The sequence below is a fragment of the Xenorhabdus sp. SGI240 genome (genome assembly GCF_040081915.1).
GTDB classification, from domain to species: Bacteria; Pseudomonadota; Gammaproteobacteria; order Enterobacterales; family Enterobacteriaceae; genus Xenorhabdus; species Xenorhabdus bakwenae.
Window position 1 is genome coordinate 18,758 of record NZ_JBEBMB010000008.1, and the last position, 18,700, is coordinate 37,457.

16 protein-coding genes and 2 tRNA genes are annotated in these 18,700 nt (G+C 44.4%); 13 read left to right on the top strand and 5 right to left on the bottom strand.

Annotation, left to right across the window (positions count from 1 at the left end; genetic code table 11):
* Nucleotides 1-13 precede the first annotated feature (13 nt).
* Both ABLA76_RS03395 and phoA read left to right on the top strand, forming a co-directional pair.
* The gene (locus ABLA76_RS03395; RefSeq protein WP_348986862.1) at nucleotides 14-1,507 is read left to right on the top strand and encodes an aldehyde dehydrogenase family protein; all 1,494 of its coding nucleotides are present in this window, start codon (nucleotides 14-16) and stop codon (nucleotides 1,505-1,507) included.
* Between the two features lie 244 nt (nucleotides 1,508-1,751).
* Complete coding sequence (gene phoA, locus ABLA76_RS03400; RefSeq protein WP_348986863.1) at nucleotides 1,752-3,188, top strand: alkaline phosphatase; 1,437 nt, start codon at nucleotides 1,752-1,754, stop codon at nucleotides 3,186-3,188.
* Nucleotides 3,189-3,346: 158 nt separating this feature from the next.
* Here the strand turns inward: phoA and ABLA76_RS03405 are convergent.
* From ABLA76_RS03405 to rsmC, 3 genes are all read right to left on the bottom strand, one after another.
* A tRNA-Leu gene (locus tag ABLA76_RS03405) sits at nucleotides 3,347-3,433 on the bottom strand.
* A gap of 46 nt (nucleotides 3,434-3,479) precedes the next feature.
* Nucleotides 3,480-3,566 (bottom strand) — tRNA-Leu (locus ABLA76_RS03410).
* A gap of 230 nt (nucleotides 3,567-3,796) precedes the next feature.
* Entirely contained in the window at nucleotides 3,797-4,810 is a 1,014-nt protein-coding gene (gene rsmC / locus ABLA76_RS03415; RefSeq protein WP_348986864.1) for a 16S rRNA (guanine(1207)-N(2))-methyltransferase RsmC, read from the bottom strand.
* A gap of 127 nt (nucleotides 4,811-4,937) precedes the next feature.
* Here rsmC and ABLA76_RS03420 point away from each other — a divergent pair, with 127 nt between their 5' ends.
* The gene (locus ABLA76_RS03420) at nucleotides 4,938-5,348 is read left to right on the top strand and encodes a DNA polymerase III subunit psi (RefSeq protein WP_047766689.1); all 411 of its coding nucleotides are present in this window, start codon (nucleotides 4,938-4,940) and stop codon (nucleotides 5,346-5,348) included.
* On the top strand, nucleotides 5,317-5,766 hold the full coding sequence (rimI, locus tag ABLA76_RS03425) for a ribosomal protein S18-alanine N-acetyltransferase (RefSeq protein WP_285809656.1): 450 nt from the start codon (nucleotides 5,317-5,319) through the stop codon (nucleotides 5,764-5,766). The genes ABLA76_RS03420 and rimI overlap by 32 nt, the downstream gene beginning before the upstream one ends.
* A gap of 188 nt (nucleotides 5,767-5,954) precedes the next feature.
* On the opposite strand, the gene ABLA76_RS03430 is transcribed toward rimI, so the two are convergent.
* Both ABLA76_RS03430 and ABLA76_RS03435 read right to left on the bottom strand, forming a co-directional pair.
* Nucleotides 5,955-6,785: an AraC family transcriptional regulator gene (locus ABLA76_RS03430; RefSeq protein WP_348986865.1), complete on the bottom strand. Its 831-nt coding sequence runs from the start codon at nucleotides 6,783-6,785 to the stop codon at nucleotides 5,955-5,957.
* A 135-nt stretch (nucleotides 6,786-6,920) separates the two neighbouring features.
* Entirely contained in the window at nucleotides 6,921-7,523 is a 603-nt protein-coding gene (locus tag ABLA76_RS03435; RefSeq protein ID WP_348986866.1) for a LysE family translocator, read from the bottom strand.
* A 421-nt stretch (nucleotides 7,524-7,944) separates the two neighbouring features.
* Between ABLA76_RS03435 and prfC the strand changes: the two genes are divergently transcribed.
* The 9 genes from prfC (at nucleotide 7,945) to deoD (ending at nucleotide 18,393) form a co-directional block, all read left to right on the top strand.
* Nucleotides 7,945-9,534 (top strand): peptide chain release factor 3, encoded by a 1,590-nt coding sequence (prfC, locus tag ABLA76_RS03440; RefSeq protein WP_047766691.1) that lies wholly within the window; start codon nucleotides 7,945-7,947, stop codon nucleotides 9,532-9,534.
* Nucleotides 9,535-9,740: 206 nt separating this feature from the next.
* The gene (locus tag ABLA76_RS03445; RefSeq protein WP_348986867.1) at nucleotides 9,741-10,142 is read left to right on the top strand and encodes a BON domain-containing protein; all 402 of its coding nucleotides are present in this window, start codon (nucleotides 9,741-9,743) and stop codon (nucleotides 10,140-10,142) included.
* Between the two features lie 258 nt (nucleotides 10,143-10,400).
* Nucleotides 10,401-11,516 (top strand): DUF6363 domain-containing protein, encoded by a 1,116-nt coding sequence (locus ABLA76_RS03450; RefSeq protein ID WP_348986868.1) that lies wholly within the window; start codon nucleotides 10,401-10,403, stop codon nucleotides 11,514-11,516.
* Nucleotides 11,517-12,287 carry a TatD family hydrolase gene (locus ABLA76_RS03455; protein ID WP_348986869.1) on the top strand — a complete coding sequence of 257 codons (771 nt, stop codon included), beginning with the start codon at nucleotides 11,517-11,519 and terminating at the stop codon, nucleotides 12,285-12,287. It abuts the gene before it with no gap.
* Nucleotides 12,288-12,584: 297 nt separating this feature from the next.
* Nucleotides 12,585-13,850: a NupC/NupG family nucleoside CNT transporter gene (locus ABLA76_RS03460; protein ID WP_348986873.1), complete on the top strand. Its 1,266-nt coding sequence runs from the start codon at nucleotides 12,585-12,587 to the stop codon at nucleotides 13,848-13,850.
* Nucleotides 13,851-14,061: 211 nt separating this feature from the next.
* On the top strand, nucleotides 14,062-14,841 hold the full coding sequence (gene deoC / locus ABLA76_RS03465; protein WP_348986870.1) for a deoxyribose-phosphate aldolase: 780 nt from the start codon (nucleotides 14,062-14,064) through the stop codon (nucleotides 14,839-14,841).
* An 84-nt stretch (nucleotides 14,842-14,925) separates the two neighbouring features.
* A complete protein-coding gene (deoA, locus tag ABLA76_RS03470) occupies nucleotides 14,926-16,302 on the top strand; it encodes a thymidine phosphorylase (RefSeq protein ID WP_047766697.1) in 1,377 nt (458 codons plus the stop codon).
* 77 nt (nucleotides 16,303-16,379) lie between these two features.
* On the top strand, nucleotides 16,380-17,603 hold the full coding sequence (gene deoB / locus ABLA76_RS03475) for a phosphopentomutase (RefSeq protein WP_348986871.1): 1,224 nt from the start codon (nucleotides 16,380-16,382) through the stop codon (nucleotides 17,601-17,603).
* Nucleotides 17,604-17,676: 73 nt separating this feature from the next.
* Nucleotides 17,677-18,393, top strand: coding sequence for a purine-nucleoside phosphorylase (gene deoD / locus ABLA76_RS03480; RefSeq protein WP_047766699.1), 717 nt, complete (start codon nucleotides 17,677-17,679; stop codon nucleotides 18,391-18,393).
* Nucleotides 18,394-18,700: the final 307 nt, after the last annotated feature.

Below are 18,700 nucleotides of genomic sequence, written 5' to 3' on the forward strand. Positions count from 1 at the left end.
CGGGGAAAAAGTGATGAGTGAAGTTAAGTTGCTGGAGTCCGTTACAACCTTTTTGCAGCGCTCTCATGGTCACTATATTAATGGAGCCTCTGTTCTTGGTCAGGAAAATGAAGCTTTCTCTGTTGTTAACCCGGCTGATGGTGAAGTGATAGCGACGGTCAATCAAGGAGGCGAGCACGAAGTTAATCAGGCAATGCAGGCGGCATCAGAGGCGTTTCACGGTGTATGGGCACAGATTTCCCCTATGGAACGGGGGAATTGCCTGAATCGGCTGGCTGATCTATTACAAAAAAATAGTGAGGAATTAGCACAACTGGAAAGTTTATGCTCCGGCAAACCGATTCAATTATCCCGTATGTTGGATGTGGGAGCATCAGCCGATTATTTACGCTATTTTGCCGGATGGTCGACCAAAATCACGGGGGAAACACTGAATGTTTCATTGCCATCGCTTAAAGGAGAAAAATATTCCGCGTTCACGCGCCGTGAGCCTGTTGGCGTCGTAGTTGGCATTATTCCGTGGAATTTCTCCATCATGATTGCGATCTGGAAATTGGGGGCGGCACTGGCGTGTGGTTGTACGATTGTCCTTAAACCCAGTGAATATACTCCTTTAACCATGCTGCGAGTGGTTGAACTGGCAAAAGAAGCGGGAATTCCAGATGGTGTGATCAATATCGTCAATGGTTCAGGTGCTCGCGTGGGTATTTCTCTCATTAATCATCCTCAATGTGCCAAAGTCACTTTTACAGGCTCTGTTCCAACAGGAATAAGCGTGGGAAAATTGGCCCTGGAGCAGGGGCTGAAACGCACAACACTGGAGCTTGGCGGCAAAAACGCGGCGGCTTTTCTGTCTGATATGACAGTTGAAAAGATCGTTGATGGCATATTGGAAGCGGGCTATGTGTATCAAGGGCAGATTTGTGCGGCTGCGGAACGTTTTTATATTCCATCCGTTCATATAGATGCTGTTTTGGTATTACTGTCTGAACGCTTATCGGCGATGAAAATTGGCTCTCCCCTTGATGAATCAACGGAAATGGGACCTTTGGCAAACAAGGAACATTACGAAAAAATTCTGTCTATGTTTGAAACAGCGCGTCAGGAGGGCAATGAAATCGTCTACGGCGGCTATGCTTTGGAGGGGGCGGGATTTTTTGTCGCACCAACAGTGATTAAAGCCAAGAGTGTTGAAGACACATTAATGAACGAAGAGACGTTCGGGCCGATTGGTACTTTCCTCAGTTACGATGATGAAGAAGAACTGATTACCATGATGAATGCGACGCCATTCGGGTTGTCTGCCAGCCTCTGGACGAATGATATGAGCAAGGCGATGCGTATGCTCCCCTGCATTAAAGCGGGCATGCTATGGATTAATATGCATACGTTTTTGGATCCTGCGGTTCCATTTGGTGGGATTAAATCTTCAGGGGTGGGTCGTGAGTTTGGCAGTGCATTCATTGAGCATTATACGGAGCTGAAATCAGTCATGATGCGTTATTGATGAGTGTGCCAGTATTAATAATGGAATAGTGAATGATTCTCGTGAGCGCTGACAGGCCATTGGTTATCGAAGTGCTCATATTTTCTTTTTGCCTTGCTGAAAAAAAACGCCGTCATCAAAATGTAATTAAATTGTCACAAAAATGCTGCAATATCTTCAGTTAACTGTCATATGACATATCTATTATCCGAGCGAATCAACATGATGTTTTTTATCCTATTCATTTAATTGCAAGGAAAATCCTATGTCGCGTAATGATGAGAAAAGCCAGTTTGTTGTGATGATTGCTGTGTTGATATCAGGAATGACAGTGCCTGTATGGGCTGTCGGCGAGGCAAATCACATTTTGGCGCAACAGCGTGCGGTACAAGGCAATATTACCCAGTTTGGTGGTGCCCGCCGTCTCACCCAAGATCAAACTGAGGCGCTTAAGGCGGCATTGAGCAACAACAGAGCCAAAAATGTGATCCTGTTTATTGGTGATGGCATGGGGGACTCTGAAATTACCCTTGCCCGTGATTATGCAGAAGGTGCCGGTGGGTTCTTTAAAGGAATAGATGCCTTGCCGTTCACTGGGCAATATACACACTATTCGTTGGATAAAAAGACGCAGAAACCCAACTATGTGACAGATTCAGCGGCTTCTGCCACGGCTTGGGCAACAGGCGTAAAAACCTATAATGGGGCGCTGGGGATCGATGTTTTTGGCAATCCTCATCAATCTCTTTTAGCGTTGGCCAAAAAGAACGGCAAAGCAACGGGAAATATCACCACAGCCGAAATTCAGGATGCAACACCAGCGGCTTTATACGCCCATATTACGAATCGTAAGTGCTACGCCCCAGAAGAAACCTCGAAGTATTGTGGCACAGAGGCTTTAGAAAATGGGGGTAAAGGCTCTATTAGCGAACAATTACTGGTAGCACGTGCTGATGTAACCTTGGGCGGTGGCGCAAAATCGTTTACCCAACAATCGCTATCCGGCGTTAATAAAGGAAAGACATTGCAACAACAAGCATTGGAGCAGGGATACCAATGGGTCACGGATGCGAAGTCATTGGCGGCTGTCAAAAGTGCTAATCAACAAAAACCTTTGTTAGGCTTATTCAATGATGGAAATTTGGATGTCGCCTGGGAAGGGCCAAAAGCAGTTTATCACGGTAATATCAATGAAAAACCGGTGAAATGCGCAGTGAATGCGAAATTAGATCCTAACGCACCTACATTAGAGCAACTGACGGAAAAAGCGATTGATTTACTGAAAAAGAATAAAAATGGTTTTTTCCTGCAAGTTGAAAGTGCTTCGATTGATAAACAGGATCATAACGCGAACCCTTGTGCACAAATTGGTGAAACAGTCGCTTTGGATAAAGCCATACAAGTTGGCCTTAAGTTTGCCAAAGAACAGGGTGATACGTTGGTGATTGTGACGGCTGATCATGCGCATGCGAGCCAGATCATTGAGCCTGATGTTAAATCACCTGGCTTGACGCGATCGCTGATTACGAAAGATGGCGCCGTCATAACGGTAAATTATGGTAATTCGGAAGGGGATAAGCAGGAACACACCGGTACACAGCTACGTGTCGCGGCTTATGGCCCACATGCTGCCAATGTGATAGGTCTGACTGATCAGACTGATCTGTTCTTTACCATACGTGATGCAATGAACCTAAAATAACATGGTGACAAATGAGGAAGATCCGTCAGTTATCTCGTCAGGAAATCTCTGATGTCTGGAATATTGACCGTACAGAATTGATTGAAAATTTATATGTCCTGAATTAAAAAATTAGGAAGAATTAAGGAATCAATGAGAAGAGAAGAAAAATGTAACAGTGGTGCGAAGGGGGGGACTTGAACCCCCACGTCCGTAAGAACACTAACACCTGAAGCTAGCGCGTCTACCAATTCCGCCACCCTCGCAGGTACTGCCATTTATCTGGTTTGTTTAATCGATAGTTATCTGATTTGGTGCGAAGGGGGGGACTTGAACCCCCACGTCCGTAAGAACACTAACACCTGAAGCTAGCGCGTCTACCAATTCCGCCACCCTCGCATATTCAGACACTATCACTTAAACGACTATCACTTAAGCGAATAGCATGGAGGCGCATTCTAGAGATTTTATAGCTGGCGTCAATCATTATTTAGGGAGAAAACGTGTGATTGGTGTAAAAATCAGCATGTTGATATGGTTGGCAAGGGCAGAAATGAGATGCCGGAAAATAGAAATTGCCTGCCCGTTAAATGGAGGCAGGCAATACAGGATTGCGTTTGCTACCCAAATTATTTCTTAGTTGCTTGATATACTTTGAATTTACCTGTTTGCGCAATAACTTCATGGCTGCCAAAGACATTATCCAGCAGATTAGGATAAGGCAAGAAAGCGTTTGCAACGATCCGCAATTTACCGCCGTATTTCAGATAATTGGGTGCCATACGGATCATATCTTCAGCTGCCGTCAGGTTGGTTTTCAGGCCATCATGGAAGGGGGGATTAGAAATAATCCAGTCGAATTTTTCTTCAATGGCAGAATACACATTACTTGTGATCACATTGCCTTTCAGTTTATTAGCTTGCAGTGTCGCCTTACTGGATATGATAGCAGCGGCATTGACATCGCTCAGTGTCAGGGACAAATCAGGGTTCTTTTTACCCAACACGGCTGCCAATACCCCAGCACCACAAGCCATATCCAACAGACTGCCAGAGATAGGGGCATCGAAAGTAGAAAGCAGCAGACGACTGCCGATATCCAAATCATCCTGGCTAAATACGCCGGGCAGCGTATTGACGGCGACATCTTCCACTTGATAGCTGTTCCACCAATTATTTTGGTCGAATTGCACCTGGTTTTTCAATTGGCCGTAAAACAGGCTGCAACGGCGTGCTGTATCGATTTTTCGGAAAGTAGCGATGCCTTCCATTAGCTTATCAACACTGCGCACACCACTACGGTTCTCCCCTACAATAAAGATATCAGTATCGGGGGACAGGATAGAAAACAGATTGCGGAGTTGAAAACGCGCTTCCTGTTTGCTTTTTGGCCAGTAATAAATCAACGTATCACATTCTCTGATAAATTCGCTGTCTGCTACAAGGCCGAACCAGGCGTTATCACCAAGCTGGCGGATCAGGGATTGCCAGTGGTGATATTGGTTAGTATGCACACGCACACTTGCCGCTTCGATTTCCGTTGCCAAGTTATCCTGAAGATCACCGGCAAAAAGCAGATGATGGGAGCGAAATTGCTCATGATGGCGCAGGATAACTTCGCTGGCCGGGGTTAATACTGACATCTATGTATAGCTCCTTATAAACTTTATCTGAATATCAGTGGGCGGTACTGACAGGCCGATTGGCGCAGAGTTAAACCCTCTGATAATATATTACCTGTTATTTTTATGGCAGATGGAATAAAACACGATGACAAAGCGTGACAGATTACTCTCCCGGTTGGGGATCACCCAATGGGTTTTGCGTAGCCCAATGGCTTTGCAAGGTGAATTATCTGTCCTCATCCCTGATTCAACCCGTCTATTGATCATCAGTCATGATCACATTGACTTAAGTCATTCATTGTTTGCTGATATTTTCACAGCCATGGGGATCGATGCCTCATCGGTATATTGCATCATGACCAAAGATGTTGAGCTACTTTCGGAATCAATCCACTGCCCAAGCTGGCTGTTGGGGGTTGATATTACCTTACCAGTACAAGGGATTTCTTTGAGAAGCCCAGCATTAAATGACTTATCTCTTGATGGGAATGCAAAACGTGCTCTTTGGCAACAAATTTACCATTATGAAGAATATTTCTCTATTAACTCCCGTTGATCTTCTCGCAGCATTTCAAATAGAACAGGTCAGCCATGCGTTTCCGTGGAGTGAAAAAACCTTTTACTCCAATCAGGGAGAACGTTATCTCAACTATAAGATAACGCAGAATGACCAGATTATCGGTTTTGCGATAACACAGTATGTTATGGATGAAGCAACACTATTTAATATCGCTATTCATCCTGAATATCAATCACGGGGCTATGGCAGGGCATTGCTGGCGTATCTTATCAACATATTGCCTGAAAAACAGATCAATACCTTGTGGCTTGAAGTCCGCCGCTCTAACCAAGCCGCCATTCGTTTATACGAAGATATGGGCTTTAATGAAGTTTCCATCCGCAAGAATTATTACCCGACTGCGGCAGGTAAGGAAGATGCCATTATTATGGCGTTGCCGTTGTTTGGTGAGTAAGAAGTTGGAAGGTGAAAAGTTTTTATGAAAATTCTGGATCTGACATGCACAAAGACCCAATGGATAATCAGTTATGGAAAAAGAGGAAAAAATCGATTATTTTTCAGGCGATGCTGGCAGTGGCAGTAGTGAACAATCTTTGTACATCGTCACATCTTCCGGCTCCAGTTGTCGGCAGAGCCGTTCGGTTAAGGCAGTTCAACGGATTGAATACGTGACCTATATTTTTTATACTCCGCAGGCGTCGCTGCAACCAATTTTTTGAAGTTCCTATGAAAGTGGCTTTGGTCATAAAAACCTAATTCAGTTGCTACAGATGCTATATTCATTCCCCGCTTCAGAAGTATTTTTGCTTCATTAATGCGCATTGCGATTTGCATAGCATGTGGAGTAATACCATATGCCTTTCGAAATGCGTGGATAATATGATATTCGCTCAATTGAGAGTGAACAGCGATATCTTTTACCGATATATTGTTTCGAAAATTTTCACAAATATATTCATACGCCTTAGATACATTACTTTTGGGTACAACTTTCTCTAAAAGTATGGGGTTAGAATGTGAAAACAGATTGGAAAAAAAAGAGATGCTCTCTTCCTCCGTTTTCATTTTGTCTTTATCAAGAATGATTGTGTGGGCTAATTCTTGAAACTGTACATAAAGCGCTGGCGCATCGGTATGATTAATTGAGAACGGGATAAAATTCGTGACTCTTTCACCTACAACCATCGATTGCACATAGCCTAACCATTTAGGACATACATACAACATTTTGTAGCTCCAGTTTGTATTTGGTACTGGGTTGCATGAATGAACCTCGAGAGGGTTAACGATGACAAGAGAACCTTTTTGGATTCTACGTTCAATATTACTATTGAAGTAATCACTATGACCGCAATCTACAGCTCCAATGGAAAATTCTTCATGAGTGTGTTTCCCGTAACAAGCTTTCGAGTTTTTAGAAGAGCGCAGTTCAATGGGGACTGCGCTCGAACGATAAAATTTTTGCTGGGTCATCTGTGTTGTTCAAGTGGTTACCTGGATTTTCTGATATGGAATGGTTGTTTATTGACAGAAGTTGGCACTGGTATTTATCATTATCTGGTTACCGATGTGGGTGAATGTATTATGACCTTAAAACATCAACGGCCCCTAACCTGACATAAAAAAAGTATATACGACCGTAATTGCTAACAATAATCCCATAGTGAAATTGAAAAGCTTATAATGTTTAGGTGTGTCCAAAACGGTCCTAATCGTTATTCCCAAAACAGCCCATGCTGAAATTGATGCATAACAGATAATAAAGAATATCGCACAAAAAAGTAGTAGGGCGTTAATCTCTGCATCGTAACCACTAAAAACGGATATGCCTGCTAAAGACACAATCCATGCTTTCGGGTTGAGCCATTGGCACATCATTCCTTGTATAAGGGATGGAGCACTGGTCTCTAGCTCACTATCATCACCGATCATTGGGTCTTGCATAGCAACTTTATATGCCAAGTATAACAAGAAACTGCCTCCTATATAGGTAAGTATTTCGGTTAGATATGGCACCTCATTGATAACTTGAGCTAATCCAAAGCCGAGTAAAAATAGAATCGATACAAAACCAATTGTAGCACCGGTTATATGTGGGATAGTTCGAATATATCCGCAATTGGCTCCGGTAACTGTTGCTATTATGTTTACAGGTCCTGGCGATATAGAAGTTACAAGGGCAAAAATTGCCATTGCAAATAATTGAGTCATAAGCTTTCATCTCCTAAAAATCAGTGACTTCTCCAGAGCCATTAATAAAGCGATGCTCTTGCAAATCAACAATGCGGTACCGTTTCGCCTTGATTTTTCCCGCTTTGCTTTCCCAAAATCCTTGTTCGAACTCATCAGTAATTTACATTAACGATATTCCTGCCTGGATGTTAAATATTGTATAAAATTGTTGTTTATAGAATTGTGCAAAATTCAAACGCAGAGGTGCTGGTCACTTACGTTTATTTGCCTGTCTTCATTTCAACGCGGACTAATAGCTAGAAAAGTGTCTGGAGTTTATTGACCGCTACAGATTTTGGGGGGCATGATAAGTTGTAATTTGCAAAGGTGCTCTAGCAGTGTAAAATTTTTGCAAATTTATTTTCTGTACATAACATTGTACATAATTGGAAAAATTTCTATGCAAAACCCAATTTTCGCCAGTGAAGTCGCCAAGCGAAGAACCTTTGCAATAATTTCTCACCCGGATGCGGGTAAAACAACTATTACCGAAAAAGTATTACTGTTCGGACAGGCGATCCAGAAAGCGGGGACGGTAAAAGGCCGAGGCTCCAACCAACACGCTAAATCAGACTGGATGGAGATGGAAAAACAGCGTGGTATCTCTATTACTACTTCCGTAATGCAGTTTCCCTATGCTGACTGTTTGGTTAACTTACTGGATACCCCAGGACATGAGGACTTCTCGGAAGATACTTACCGCACTTTGACTGCCGTTGACTGCTGTTTGATGGTCATTGACGCCGCGAAAGGGGTTGAGGATCGTACCCGTAAATTGATGGAAGTGACCCGCCTGCGCGATACGCCAATCCTGACATTCATGAACAAGCTCGACCGTGATATTCGTGATCCAATGGAGCTTATGGATGAAGTGGAAAATGAGCTGAAGATTGCCTGTAGCCCGATTACATGGCCAATCGGCTGTGGTAAATCCTTTAAAGGCGTCTATCACCTCTACCTTGATGAAACTTATCTGTACCAATCCGGTCAGGGGCATACCATTCAGGAAGTTCGTGCTATCAAGGGATTGAACAACCCTGAACTGGATGCAGCTGTGGGTGAAGAACTGGCGAATCAATTACGTGAAGAGCTGGAACTCGTCAAAGGTGCATCCCATGAATTTGATCAGGAAGCCTTTTTACAGGGAGAATTAACACCGGTTTTCTTCGGTACTGCATTGGGTAACTTTGGTGTTGATCATATGCTGGATGGCCTGGTTAAATGGGCGCCAAACCCAATGCCGCGTCAGGCTGATGCGCGTGAAGTGGCTGCGGGTGAAGAGAAATTCACCGGTTTTGTTTTCAAAATTCAGGCGAATATGGACCCGAAACACCGTGACCGTGTGGCCTTTTTGCGCGTTGTTTCCGGTAAATATGAAAAAGGCATGAAACTACGCCAGGTTCGCATTAAGAAAGACGTTGTTATTTCTGATGCGCTGACCTTTATGGCAGGGGATCGTTCTCATGTTGAGCACGCTTATCCGGGGGACATTATCGGTCTGCACAATCATGGCACTATTCAGATTGGCGATACCTTCACTCAAGGTGAAGAGTTGAAATTTACCGGCATCCCTAACTTTGCCCCTGAATTGTTCCGCCGTATTCGTCTGCGTGATCCGTTGAAGCAGAAACAGTTGCTGAAAGGTCTGGTGCAATTATCAGAAGAAGGTGCTGTACAGGTATTCCGTCCGTTGTCCAATAACGATCTAATTGTTGGAGCGGTAGGTGTGCTTCAGTTTGACGTGGTTGTAGCCCGCTTGAAGAGTGAATATAACGTTGAAGCACTGTATGAACCGGTTAACGTTTCCACTGCTCGCTGGGTAGAATGCAGCGATGTGAAGAAATTGGAAGAATTCAAGCGTAAAAGTGAGCAGAATCTGGCTCTTGATGGTGGTGATAATTTAACTTACATTGCCCCAACCATGGTCAATTTAAACTTGACCAGTGAACGCTATCCTGATGTTTCCTTCCGCAAGACACGGGAACATTAATCCCCTTTCCGGGCCAGCTATTCTGTTGGCCCTTATTATTTATTCTATCTGTATATTCTGCTTTTTGTGCCAATAAAAGAATAACTCTCTCCGTTAATGAAAATATACGTTATTTTTTGTAAATCTCATTTTATCACTATTGCCTAATTGACATACTGCATACTGTTTTGGTGGCGGTTCAGGCTGAAATTCAAAAAGGGGGTAGGATGAAAAATATTAAGTTTACCCATTCACTACTGGCTGTTGTTCTAGGCTCGGTATTGGTCAGTGGTAGTGCTCTGGCAGCGGATCTTTCTGTGGGAAAAACATTGGAGAGTACAGGGCAAAAAATCGATAAATCTCTAGACAGTGCAGGGAACCAAATTGATAACTCCCTGCAAAAAGCAGATGATTATTTAGACGACAGTGCCATTACAGCAAAAGTGAAGGAAAAATTGCTGGAACATAAAGGGATAAATAGTCATGACATTTCGGTGAAAACGGAAAAAGGCGTTGTCCATCTTTCCGGTTTTGTCAAAAACAAACATCAAGCGGCGAAGATAGTTAAGATTGTTCATGGAATAAAAGGTGTCAAATCAGTAAAAAGCACGATAGAGATTAAAAAATAATCTTAATCTGAAAAAAATAACAGACATTGAGAATAGAGTGGCTGATAATAGCCACTCTTTCTGCTTTTTTTCCTCAAATAATATCTTGTTAAGTGACGAGATTATTCATTCGCTGGCGGCATTCTGGTCACTGGCTATTCTCATATCAATTTAACTATTGGTGTTTTATTTCTTCACTTTTTATAAAAATGTTACAAGCAAGTTGTTTGAGCAACGATATACTGATAGGTATTCGGCGGATTTCAGAGGGAGAGAAGAGTGGGGAAACATATTTCAATAACATTAGGTAATATCGAGCCTTTAGCTTATCAGTCCCAGATTAAACCCGGGAAAATTGCTCTCGTTTGTGAAGGGGGTGGTCAGCGAGGTATCTTTACCGCCGGTGTCTTGGATGAATTTCTCCGTCTTGGTTTTAATCCGTTTGAACTGTTCCTTGGGACATCGGCGGGAGCGCAAAACCTTTCTGCCTATATTTGTGGTCAGAGGGGGTATGCACGCAAGATAATCAACCGTTATACAACTAACCCCGCTTTTTTTAATCCATTACGCTTTGTGCGCGGTGGGCATTTGATCGATTTAGATTGGTATATTGATACCATATCTGAGCAGTTGCCGTTGAATATTCCTGTCGCAATGCGTCAGTTTGATGTTGGACGTGAATTTTACATGTGTGCTTGCCGCTCGGATAATTTTGAGCCGAGTTACCTGCATCCAGATGACAAAAATTGGATGGATATTGTCAAGGCCTCCAGCGCCATTCCGGGATTTTATCGTAACGGCGTTACGCTTGATGATGTGGTTTACCAAGATGGGGGGATTTGTGATGCGATCCCAGTGCAGGAGGCTTATCGCCGAGGAGCGGATACTATTGTAGTGATTCGCACAGTGCCTTCACAGCTTTACTATACGCCTCAGTGGTTCAAACGTATGGAGCGTTGGTTAGAAGTGAGTAGTTTGCAAAAAATGGTCAAGATGCTCAACCTCCATGCACAAAGTTACCGTCGAACCCAGAAATTTATCGAAAATCCACCGGATAATGTGCAAATCTTCGAAATTTATCCACCAGCACCCTTGGCAACAATGGCTCTAGGCAGTCGGCTCAGTGCGTTAAATCAGGATTATCATTTGGGGCGGCGTTGCGGACGATATTTTCTGGCAACGATTGGACATACTTTTGTTGAAGGCAAATTTGGGCATATAGAACGTAAAAGTTATGGGGTATGCCGTACAGGATTAAGTTCTGATCACAACTGTTTTCGGCGAAACCATTTCCTGAACGGGGGCAATCATTGCCCGTCAGTGGAATCCCCGGCGTCTGGGATGGTGGAGCATGTGCAAACGGTAGGAACTCTCATGATGGATAAGTTGGACTAGATGCTTATTGATACACATTGCCATTTTGATTTCCCTCCTTTTGCTGGTGATGAAATAGCGAGCCTGCAACAAGCCAGACAAATGGGCGTGGAAAAAATTATCGTTCCTACAATAAGTCAAACAAACTTTCAGAGAGTTTCTGCGCTGGCTGAGGCTTATTCTCCGATTTATGCCGCATTTGGTTTACATCCACTCTATATTGCTGAACACCAAGCGGTTCATTTGGATGAGTTGGCGCAAAAACTACAGGAAAAAGAGGCCAAATGCGTAGCGGTAGGTGAAATCGGTCTTGACCTTTATATGCCGGATCCGCAGTTTGAAAAGCAGAAAAGCATGTTAGAAGTACAGCTAAAATTAGCGAAACAATACGATCTGCCGGTGATACTCCATTCCAGAAAAAGCCATGACCAATTGGCAGCAATCTTGAGGAAGCACAAATTACCGCGAACAGGGGTTATTCATGGTTTTGCGGGGAGTTTATCTCAAGCCCAGGCCTTTATTCGTCTGGGGTTTTACATTGGTGTCGGGGGAACAATTACCTACGATAGAGCGCAAAAGACCCGGAACACTATTTCACAATTGCCTTTGTCATCTTTGGTGTTGGAAACGGATGCGCCTGATATGCCGTTATCGGGGTTTCAGGGGCAGCCAAACCGACCAGAAAGGGTTGCACAGGTTTTTTCTGTATTGTGTGAATTGCGTCGGGAGCCGTCAGATGAAATTGCCAATCAGCTTTACCAAAATAGCACTATCCTATTTGCATTGAGTTGACTTATAACATATTAATAATGTTTAACTTATATTCTTTGCCTATTTATCCTGCCTTTTACCTTTTTCTCCATTAAATCATCTAACCCCACCGGAATTAGGTGGTTTTATGTGATATATGTCTCATTTTGTATTTTTATATTACTTTTTACGGTATTAATTTGTGATGTTAGTTGCTTGTTCCTTTTTAGTCCTAGGTATAATCGGCTCACACACAATGTCAGTAGGAATTTATAGGATAACTGACATATTTTCTTATTATTTATTCAGTGAACAGGGATCCTTCCAATGCAACTCCTTATGAGCCTGATCGGGATGGCAGTGCTGGTTTTTATCGCAGTACTCTTCTCCAGTAATTATCGAGCCATTAAAATCCGCACCGTCTTGGGCGCCTTTCTGATGCAGGTTGCCATTGGGGCATTTGTACTTTATGTACCCGCCGGCAAAGACATTCTGGGGGGAATGTCAAAAGGCGTATCCAATGTAATTGGATACGGACAAAAAGGAACAGATTTTATTTTTGGCGGTCTGGTGTCCGACAAAATGTTTGAATTATTCGGCGGCGGCGGTTTTGTCTTTGCCCTGCGTGTCCTGCCAGTGATTGTTTTCTTCTCATCACTCATTGCGGTGTTGTATTACATGGGCATTATGCAGTTCGTCATCAAAATATTGGGTGGTGGATTGCAGAAAATATTGGGAACCTCACGGACTGAATCTTTGTCTGCAACGGCGAATATTTTCGTAGGTCAAACCGAAGCGCCTTTGGTTGTCCGTCCGTACATTTCGACCATGACCCAGTCTGAGTTGTTTGCTGTGATGTGTGGTGGCCTGGCTTCTGTTGCCGGCTCTGTATTGGCGGGCTATGCATCTATGGGTGTTCCATTGGAATACCTGATTGCGGCTTCATTTATGGCTGCGCCAGGTGGTTTACTGTTTGCAAAATTGCTGGTGCCGGAAACAGAAAAAACGCACGATATGGCTGATGCGATGTCGTTGGTTGCAGCGGAAGATCGTCCTGCGAATATTATTGATGCTGCGGCATCGGGTGCAGCATCTGGTATGCAGTTAGCCCTGAATGTTGGTGCCATGCTGTTGGCATTCACCGCATTGATTGCTTTGCTGAACGGTATCTTAGGCGGTATCGGCGGCTGGTTTGATTATCCTCAATTATCGATGGAATTGGTTTTGGGTTGGGTTTTTGCACCCATTGCCTACCTGATCGGTATTCCGTGGAATGAGGCAACAATTGCGGGTTCTTTCATCGGGCAGAAATTAGTTGTTAACGAATTCGTGGCATTCATGAACTTTAGTGAATACCTGCAAGCCGATGATGCTGTCCAGGCTGCGGGGCTGCAAGTACTTTCTGGCCATACTAAAGCCATTATCTCTTTTGCGCTGTGTGGTTTCGCCAACCTGTCTTCTGTTGCGATCCTTCTGGGCGGCTTAGGTGGTATGGCCCCAAACCGTCGCGGTGATATTGCCCGTTTCGGTTTGAAAGCCGTCTTGGCGGGTTCACTTTCTAACTTGATGAGTGCAACCATTGCCGGATTCTTCTTTTCGTTGTAAGACACAGGAAGTCTATACTCGATAAACTTCAAGTAGCAATCCGCAAGACGACGCGAGGCCTTATATTTCCTCGCGCAGCAGGGAAATATAACACGCATCTTGAAGTTGGATTGGTATATATCAAATTGAATGCAGGTGAGATTTCTCACCTGTATTTGTTTTAAGTCTGTTGTCTGATTCAGTGACGATAATCATACCGTTGGAGAGTTTTATGACCGATTTAACTGCCGCCGCTCAACTGGCGCTGAGTTTGATGGATTTAACTACACTTAATGATGATGATACAGAGGAGAAAGTGGCCGCACTTTGTCGTCAGGCAAACAGCCCTGCCGGAAAGACGGCAGCTATCTGCATCTATCCACGTTTTATTCCCGTGGCGCGTAAAGTATTACGCGAACAGGGAACCCCTGATATCCGCATTGCCACGGTGACTAATTTCCCACATGGCAATGATGATATTGATATTGCACTGGCTGAAACGCGTGCTGCCATAGCTTATGGTGCTGATGAAGTGGATGTTGTTTTTCCTTATCGTGCACTGATGGCCGGTAATGAGCAGATTGGTTTTGATTTGGTAACAGCCTGTAAAGCGGCCTGTACTGAATCCGGCGTCTGGCTAAAAGTCATCATTGAAACGGGGGAATTAAAAGAAGCGGCTTTGATTCGCAAGGCATCTGAAATTTCCATTAAGGCGGGAGCGGATTTCATCAAAACTTCAACGGGTAAGGTTCCCGTTAATGCGACGCTGGAAAGTGCCGAAATTATGCTGAGTGTGATCCGTGATATGCGCGTAGGTGATCGCGTTGGTTTTAAACCGGCGGGCGGTGTGCGTACCAGCGAAGAAGCGGCACAATATTTGGCGTTGGCAGAACGTATTATGGGAAATCAATGGGTCGATTCCCGTCATTTCCGTTTTGGGGCGTCCAGTTTGTTGGGCAGTTTGTTGACAACGCTTGGACACCAGAGTCAAAAGCAAAGTAGGGGTTATTGAGATCAATAATCACTCACTGCACACACGCTAAGATAGTGTGCATAACTGCCATTCTTTTCAGGTGATAATGATTGGGAGGTAGCTTTGTTTCTGGCACAGGAAATTATCCGCAAAAAACGTGATGGTCATCCACTGAATGAAGAAGAGATCCGCTTCTTTATTAACGGTGTCCGTGATAATACGGTTTCCGAAGGGCAGATTGCTGCACTGGCAATGACTATCTATTTCCATGACATGACGATGGAAGAACGTGTCGCACTGACTTTAGCGGTGCGTGATTCTGGTACGGTTTTAGACTGGAAGACATTGAATTTACCCGGCCCGATTGTCGATAAACACTCGACGGGCGGTGTGGGCGATGTCACTTCCCTGATGCTGGGTCCAATGGTAGCGGCTTGCGGGGGATATGTACCGATGATATCGGGACGTGGCTTGGGGCATACCGGAGGAACGCTGGATAAATTAGAATCCATTCCCGGTTTTGATATTTTCCCTGATGAGTACCGTTTCCGCGAGATTATTCGCAATGTCGGTATTGCCATTATCGGACAGACAAATTCGCTGGCACCGGCGGATAAACGCTTTTATGCGACGCGTGATATTACGGCGACCGTTGATTCTATCCCTTTGATTACCGCCTCTATCTTGGGTAAGAAATTAGCCGAAGGGCTGGATGCTTTAGTCATGGATGTGAAAGTGGGTTCTGGGGCATTTATGCCGACCTACGAACAATCGGAACGGCTGGCCGAAGCTATCGTTGAAGTCGCCAATGGGGCGGGATGTAAGACTACGGCACTCTTGACGGATATGAATCAAGTTTTGGCATCCAGCGCGGGTAATGCGTTGGAAGTGCGTGAAGCTGTCCAATTCCTGACCGGGGAATACCGTAACCCTCGGTTGTTTGACGTTACCATGGCATTATCTGCTGAAATGCTGGTGTCAGGTAATTTGGCTATTGATCGTGACGATGCATACCATAAATTACAAGCTGCACTGGACAGTGGCAGGGCGGCGGAAACATTTGGTCGCATGGTGGCAGCGCAGAAAGGGCCGACTGATTTTGTTGAAAATTACTCCCGCTACCTCCCGACTGCGGAATTTGTCAAGCCAGTATTGGCTGGCGAGGTGTTAGCTGAACAGATGTTAGCGGGAAAAAATTGCATTGTTGCAGAAATGGATACCCGTGTCTTAGGAATGTCAGTGGTTGCATTGGGCGGAGGACGTCGTAAAGCGACAGATCCCATTAATTACAGTGTGGGGCTAAGTGATATCGTTGCGCTAGGCACAAACGTGAATGCGGATACTCCCTTGGCAATGATTCATGCCAATAGTGAGCATACCTGGCATGACGCCGCAGAAGCAGTACGTAAGGCGCTTGTTTTGAAGGATAAGGAAACAGTTTTTAAGGAAAGCGGGACACAAGCCACCACACCGATGGTTTATCGTTATATCCGTGGATAAATCATACAAGCATTGAAATTGATTTTAATAGCTGGCAGTTTCCGCATTGATAGCGTGAATTGACGCAGGAGAAAATTATGAAACGTACATTCATCATGGTATTGGATTCCTTTGGTATCGGTGCAACTGCTGATGCTGAAAAGTTCGGTGATAAGGGATCTAACACTTTGGGTCATATAGCAGAACACTGTGCCCGTGGTGAGGCTGATATTGGCCGTAAGGGACCACTACATTTGCCAAACCTGAGTCGTCTGGGATTGGGCAAGGCAGCAGAAGAGTCTTGCGGAACGTTCCCGATTGGCCTGGATAAAGAGGCCGAAATTATTGGCGCTTATGGTTACGCGAGTGAGCTTTCTTCTGGTAAAGACACGCCGTCAGGACACTGGGAAATTGCAGGCGTTCCGGTTCTGTTTGACTGGGGGTATTTCCGTGACGAAGAAAACAGCTTCCCACAGGCATTGCTGGATAAACTGGTCGAACGCGCGGATCTGCCGGGTTATCTGGGGAACTGTCACTCTTCCGGTACGGTTATTCTGGACAAATTAGGCGAAGAGCATATGAAAACCGGTCAACCGATTTTCTATACCTCTGCGGATTCTGTTTTCCAGATTGCTTGCCATGAAGAGACATTTGGTCTGGATCGTCTGTATGAGCTGTGTGAAATCGCGCGTGAAGAGTTGAATATTGGTGACTATAACATTGGCCGCGTGATTGCCCGTCCATTTGTGGGTGATAAAGCCGGGAATTTCCAGCGTACCGGCAACCGCCATGACTTGGCCGTTGAGCCGCCCGCCCCCACTGTCCTGAAAAAACTACTGGATGAAAAGCAAGGTGAAGTGGTTTCCATTGGCAAAATTGCAGATATTTACGCGAATGTCGGGATCACTAAAAAGGTCAAGGCGACAGGCATTGATGCCCTGTTTGATGCTTCGCTGATTGAAATGGAGCAGGCGGGCGATAACACCATCGTATTTACCAACTTTGTTGATTTTGATTCTTCCTACGGTCACCGCCGTGATGTCGCCGGTTACGCGGCAGCCCTGGAATTGTTTGACCGTCGTTTACCAGAAATGCTGAAATTGGTTAAAGAAAATGACATTCTGATCCTGACGGCTGACCATGGTTGTGACCCGACTTGGGCAGGAACAGATCACACCCGTGAACATGTTCCGGTTTTGGTTTACGGACCTCAAGTCAAACCAGGTTCATTAGGCCATCGTGAAACGTTCGCCGACATGGGGCAGACAGTCGCAAAATACTTCGATCTGACCCCCATGGATTATGGTAAAGCGATGTTTTAATTTTGGACGGAGATCTCTGGATCTCCCCATTTTCATCTATTTTGATACGTAATAAAAACAAGGAAATAAATTTATGGCCACCCCACATATTAATGCTGAGATGGGCGATTTTGCTGATGTTGTTTTGATGCCTGGTGACCCACTGCGTGCAAAATACATTGCGGAAACTTTTCTGGAAGATGCTCGTCAGGTTAACAATGTTCGCGGTATGCTGGGTTTCACTGGTACTTACAAAGGCCGCCGCATTTCTGTTATGGGGCATGGAATGGGTATCCCATCCTGTTCTATCTATGCCAAAGAGCTGATCACTGAATTTGGTGTTAAAAAAATCATCCGTATCGGTTCCTGCGGTGCGGTTAGCAAAGACGTTAAAATCCGTGATGTAGTGATTGGCATGGGGGCATGTACCGATTCCAAAGTAAACCGCCTGCGTTTTAAAGATCACGACTTCGCTGCTATTGCTGACTTTGATCTGGTTCGTCATGCAGTTGATGCGGCAAAGGCAAAGGATGTCAACGTGCGTGTCGGTAATATCTTCTCTGCCGATCTGTTTTATACGCCAGATCCTCAAATGTTCGACGTAATGGAAAAATACGGCATTCTGGGTGTTGAAATGGAAGCGGCGGGGATCTACGGTGTCGCTGCTGAATTTGGCGCAAAAGCGCTAGCGATTTGTACTGTGTCTGACCATATCCGTACTGGTGAGCAAACCACGGCTGAAGAGCGCCAAAATACATTTAATGACATGATCGAGATTGCGCTTGAATCCATCCTGATGGGTGATAATTAAAAAAGCGTAAATAGTTTTAGTCTTTCATTAAAAAATTACAGACCCTTTCCATTATTGGAAAGGGTTTTTTTTATAAATTACAGGCCAATTGATATCTATTATTAAGAACAGTTTTTAGTTATTTAACGCGATGCTCGACTTTCGTGGTGAGTTGAAATGACATAGCCGCTCCTTTATAACTTTAAGTCGCCAAACTGAGAGAAATAAAGGAACAAAGGCTATGTCACAGCAAGATTTTATCATTTGGGTGTTTTGTTGTGTAGATGACAATTTAACGCATTTACAACAAGGTATGCGATTCAGAAGT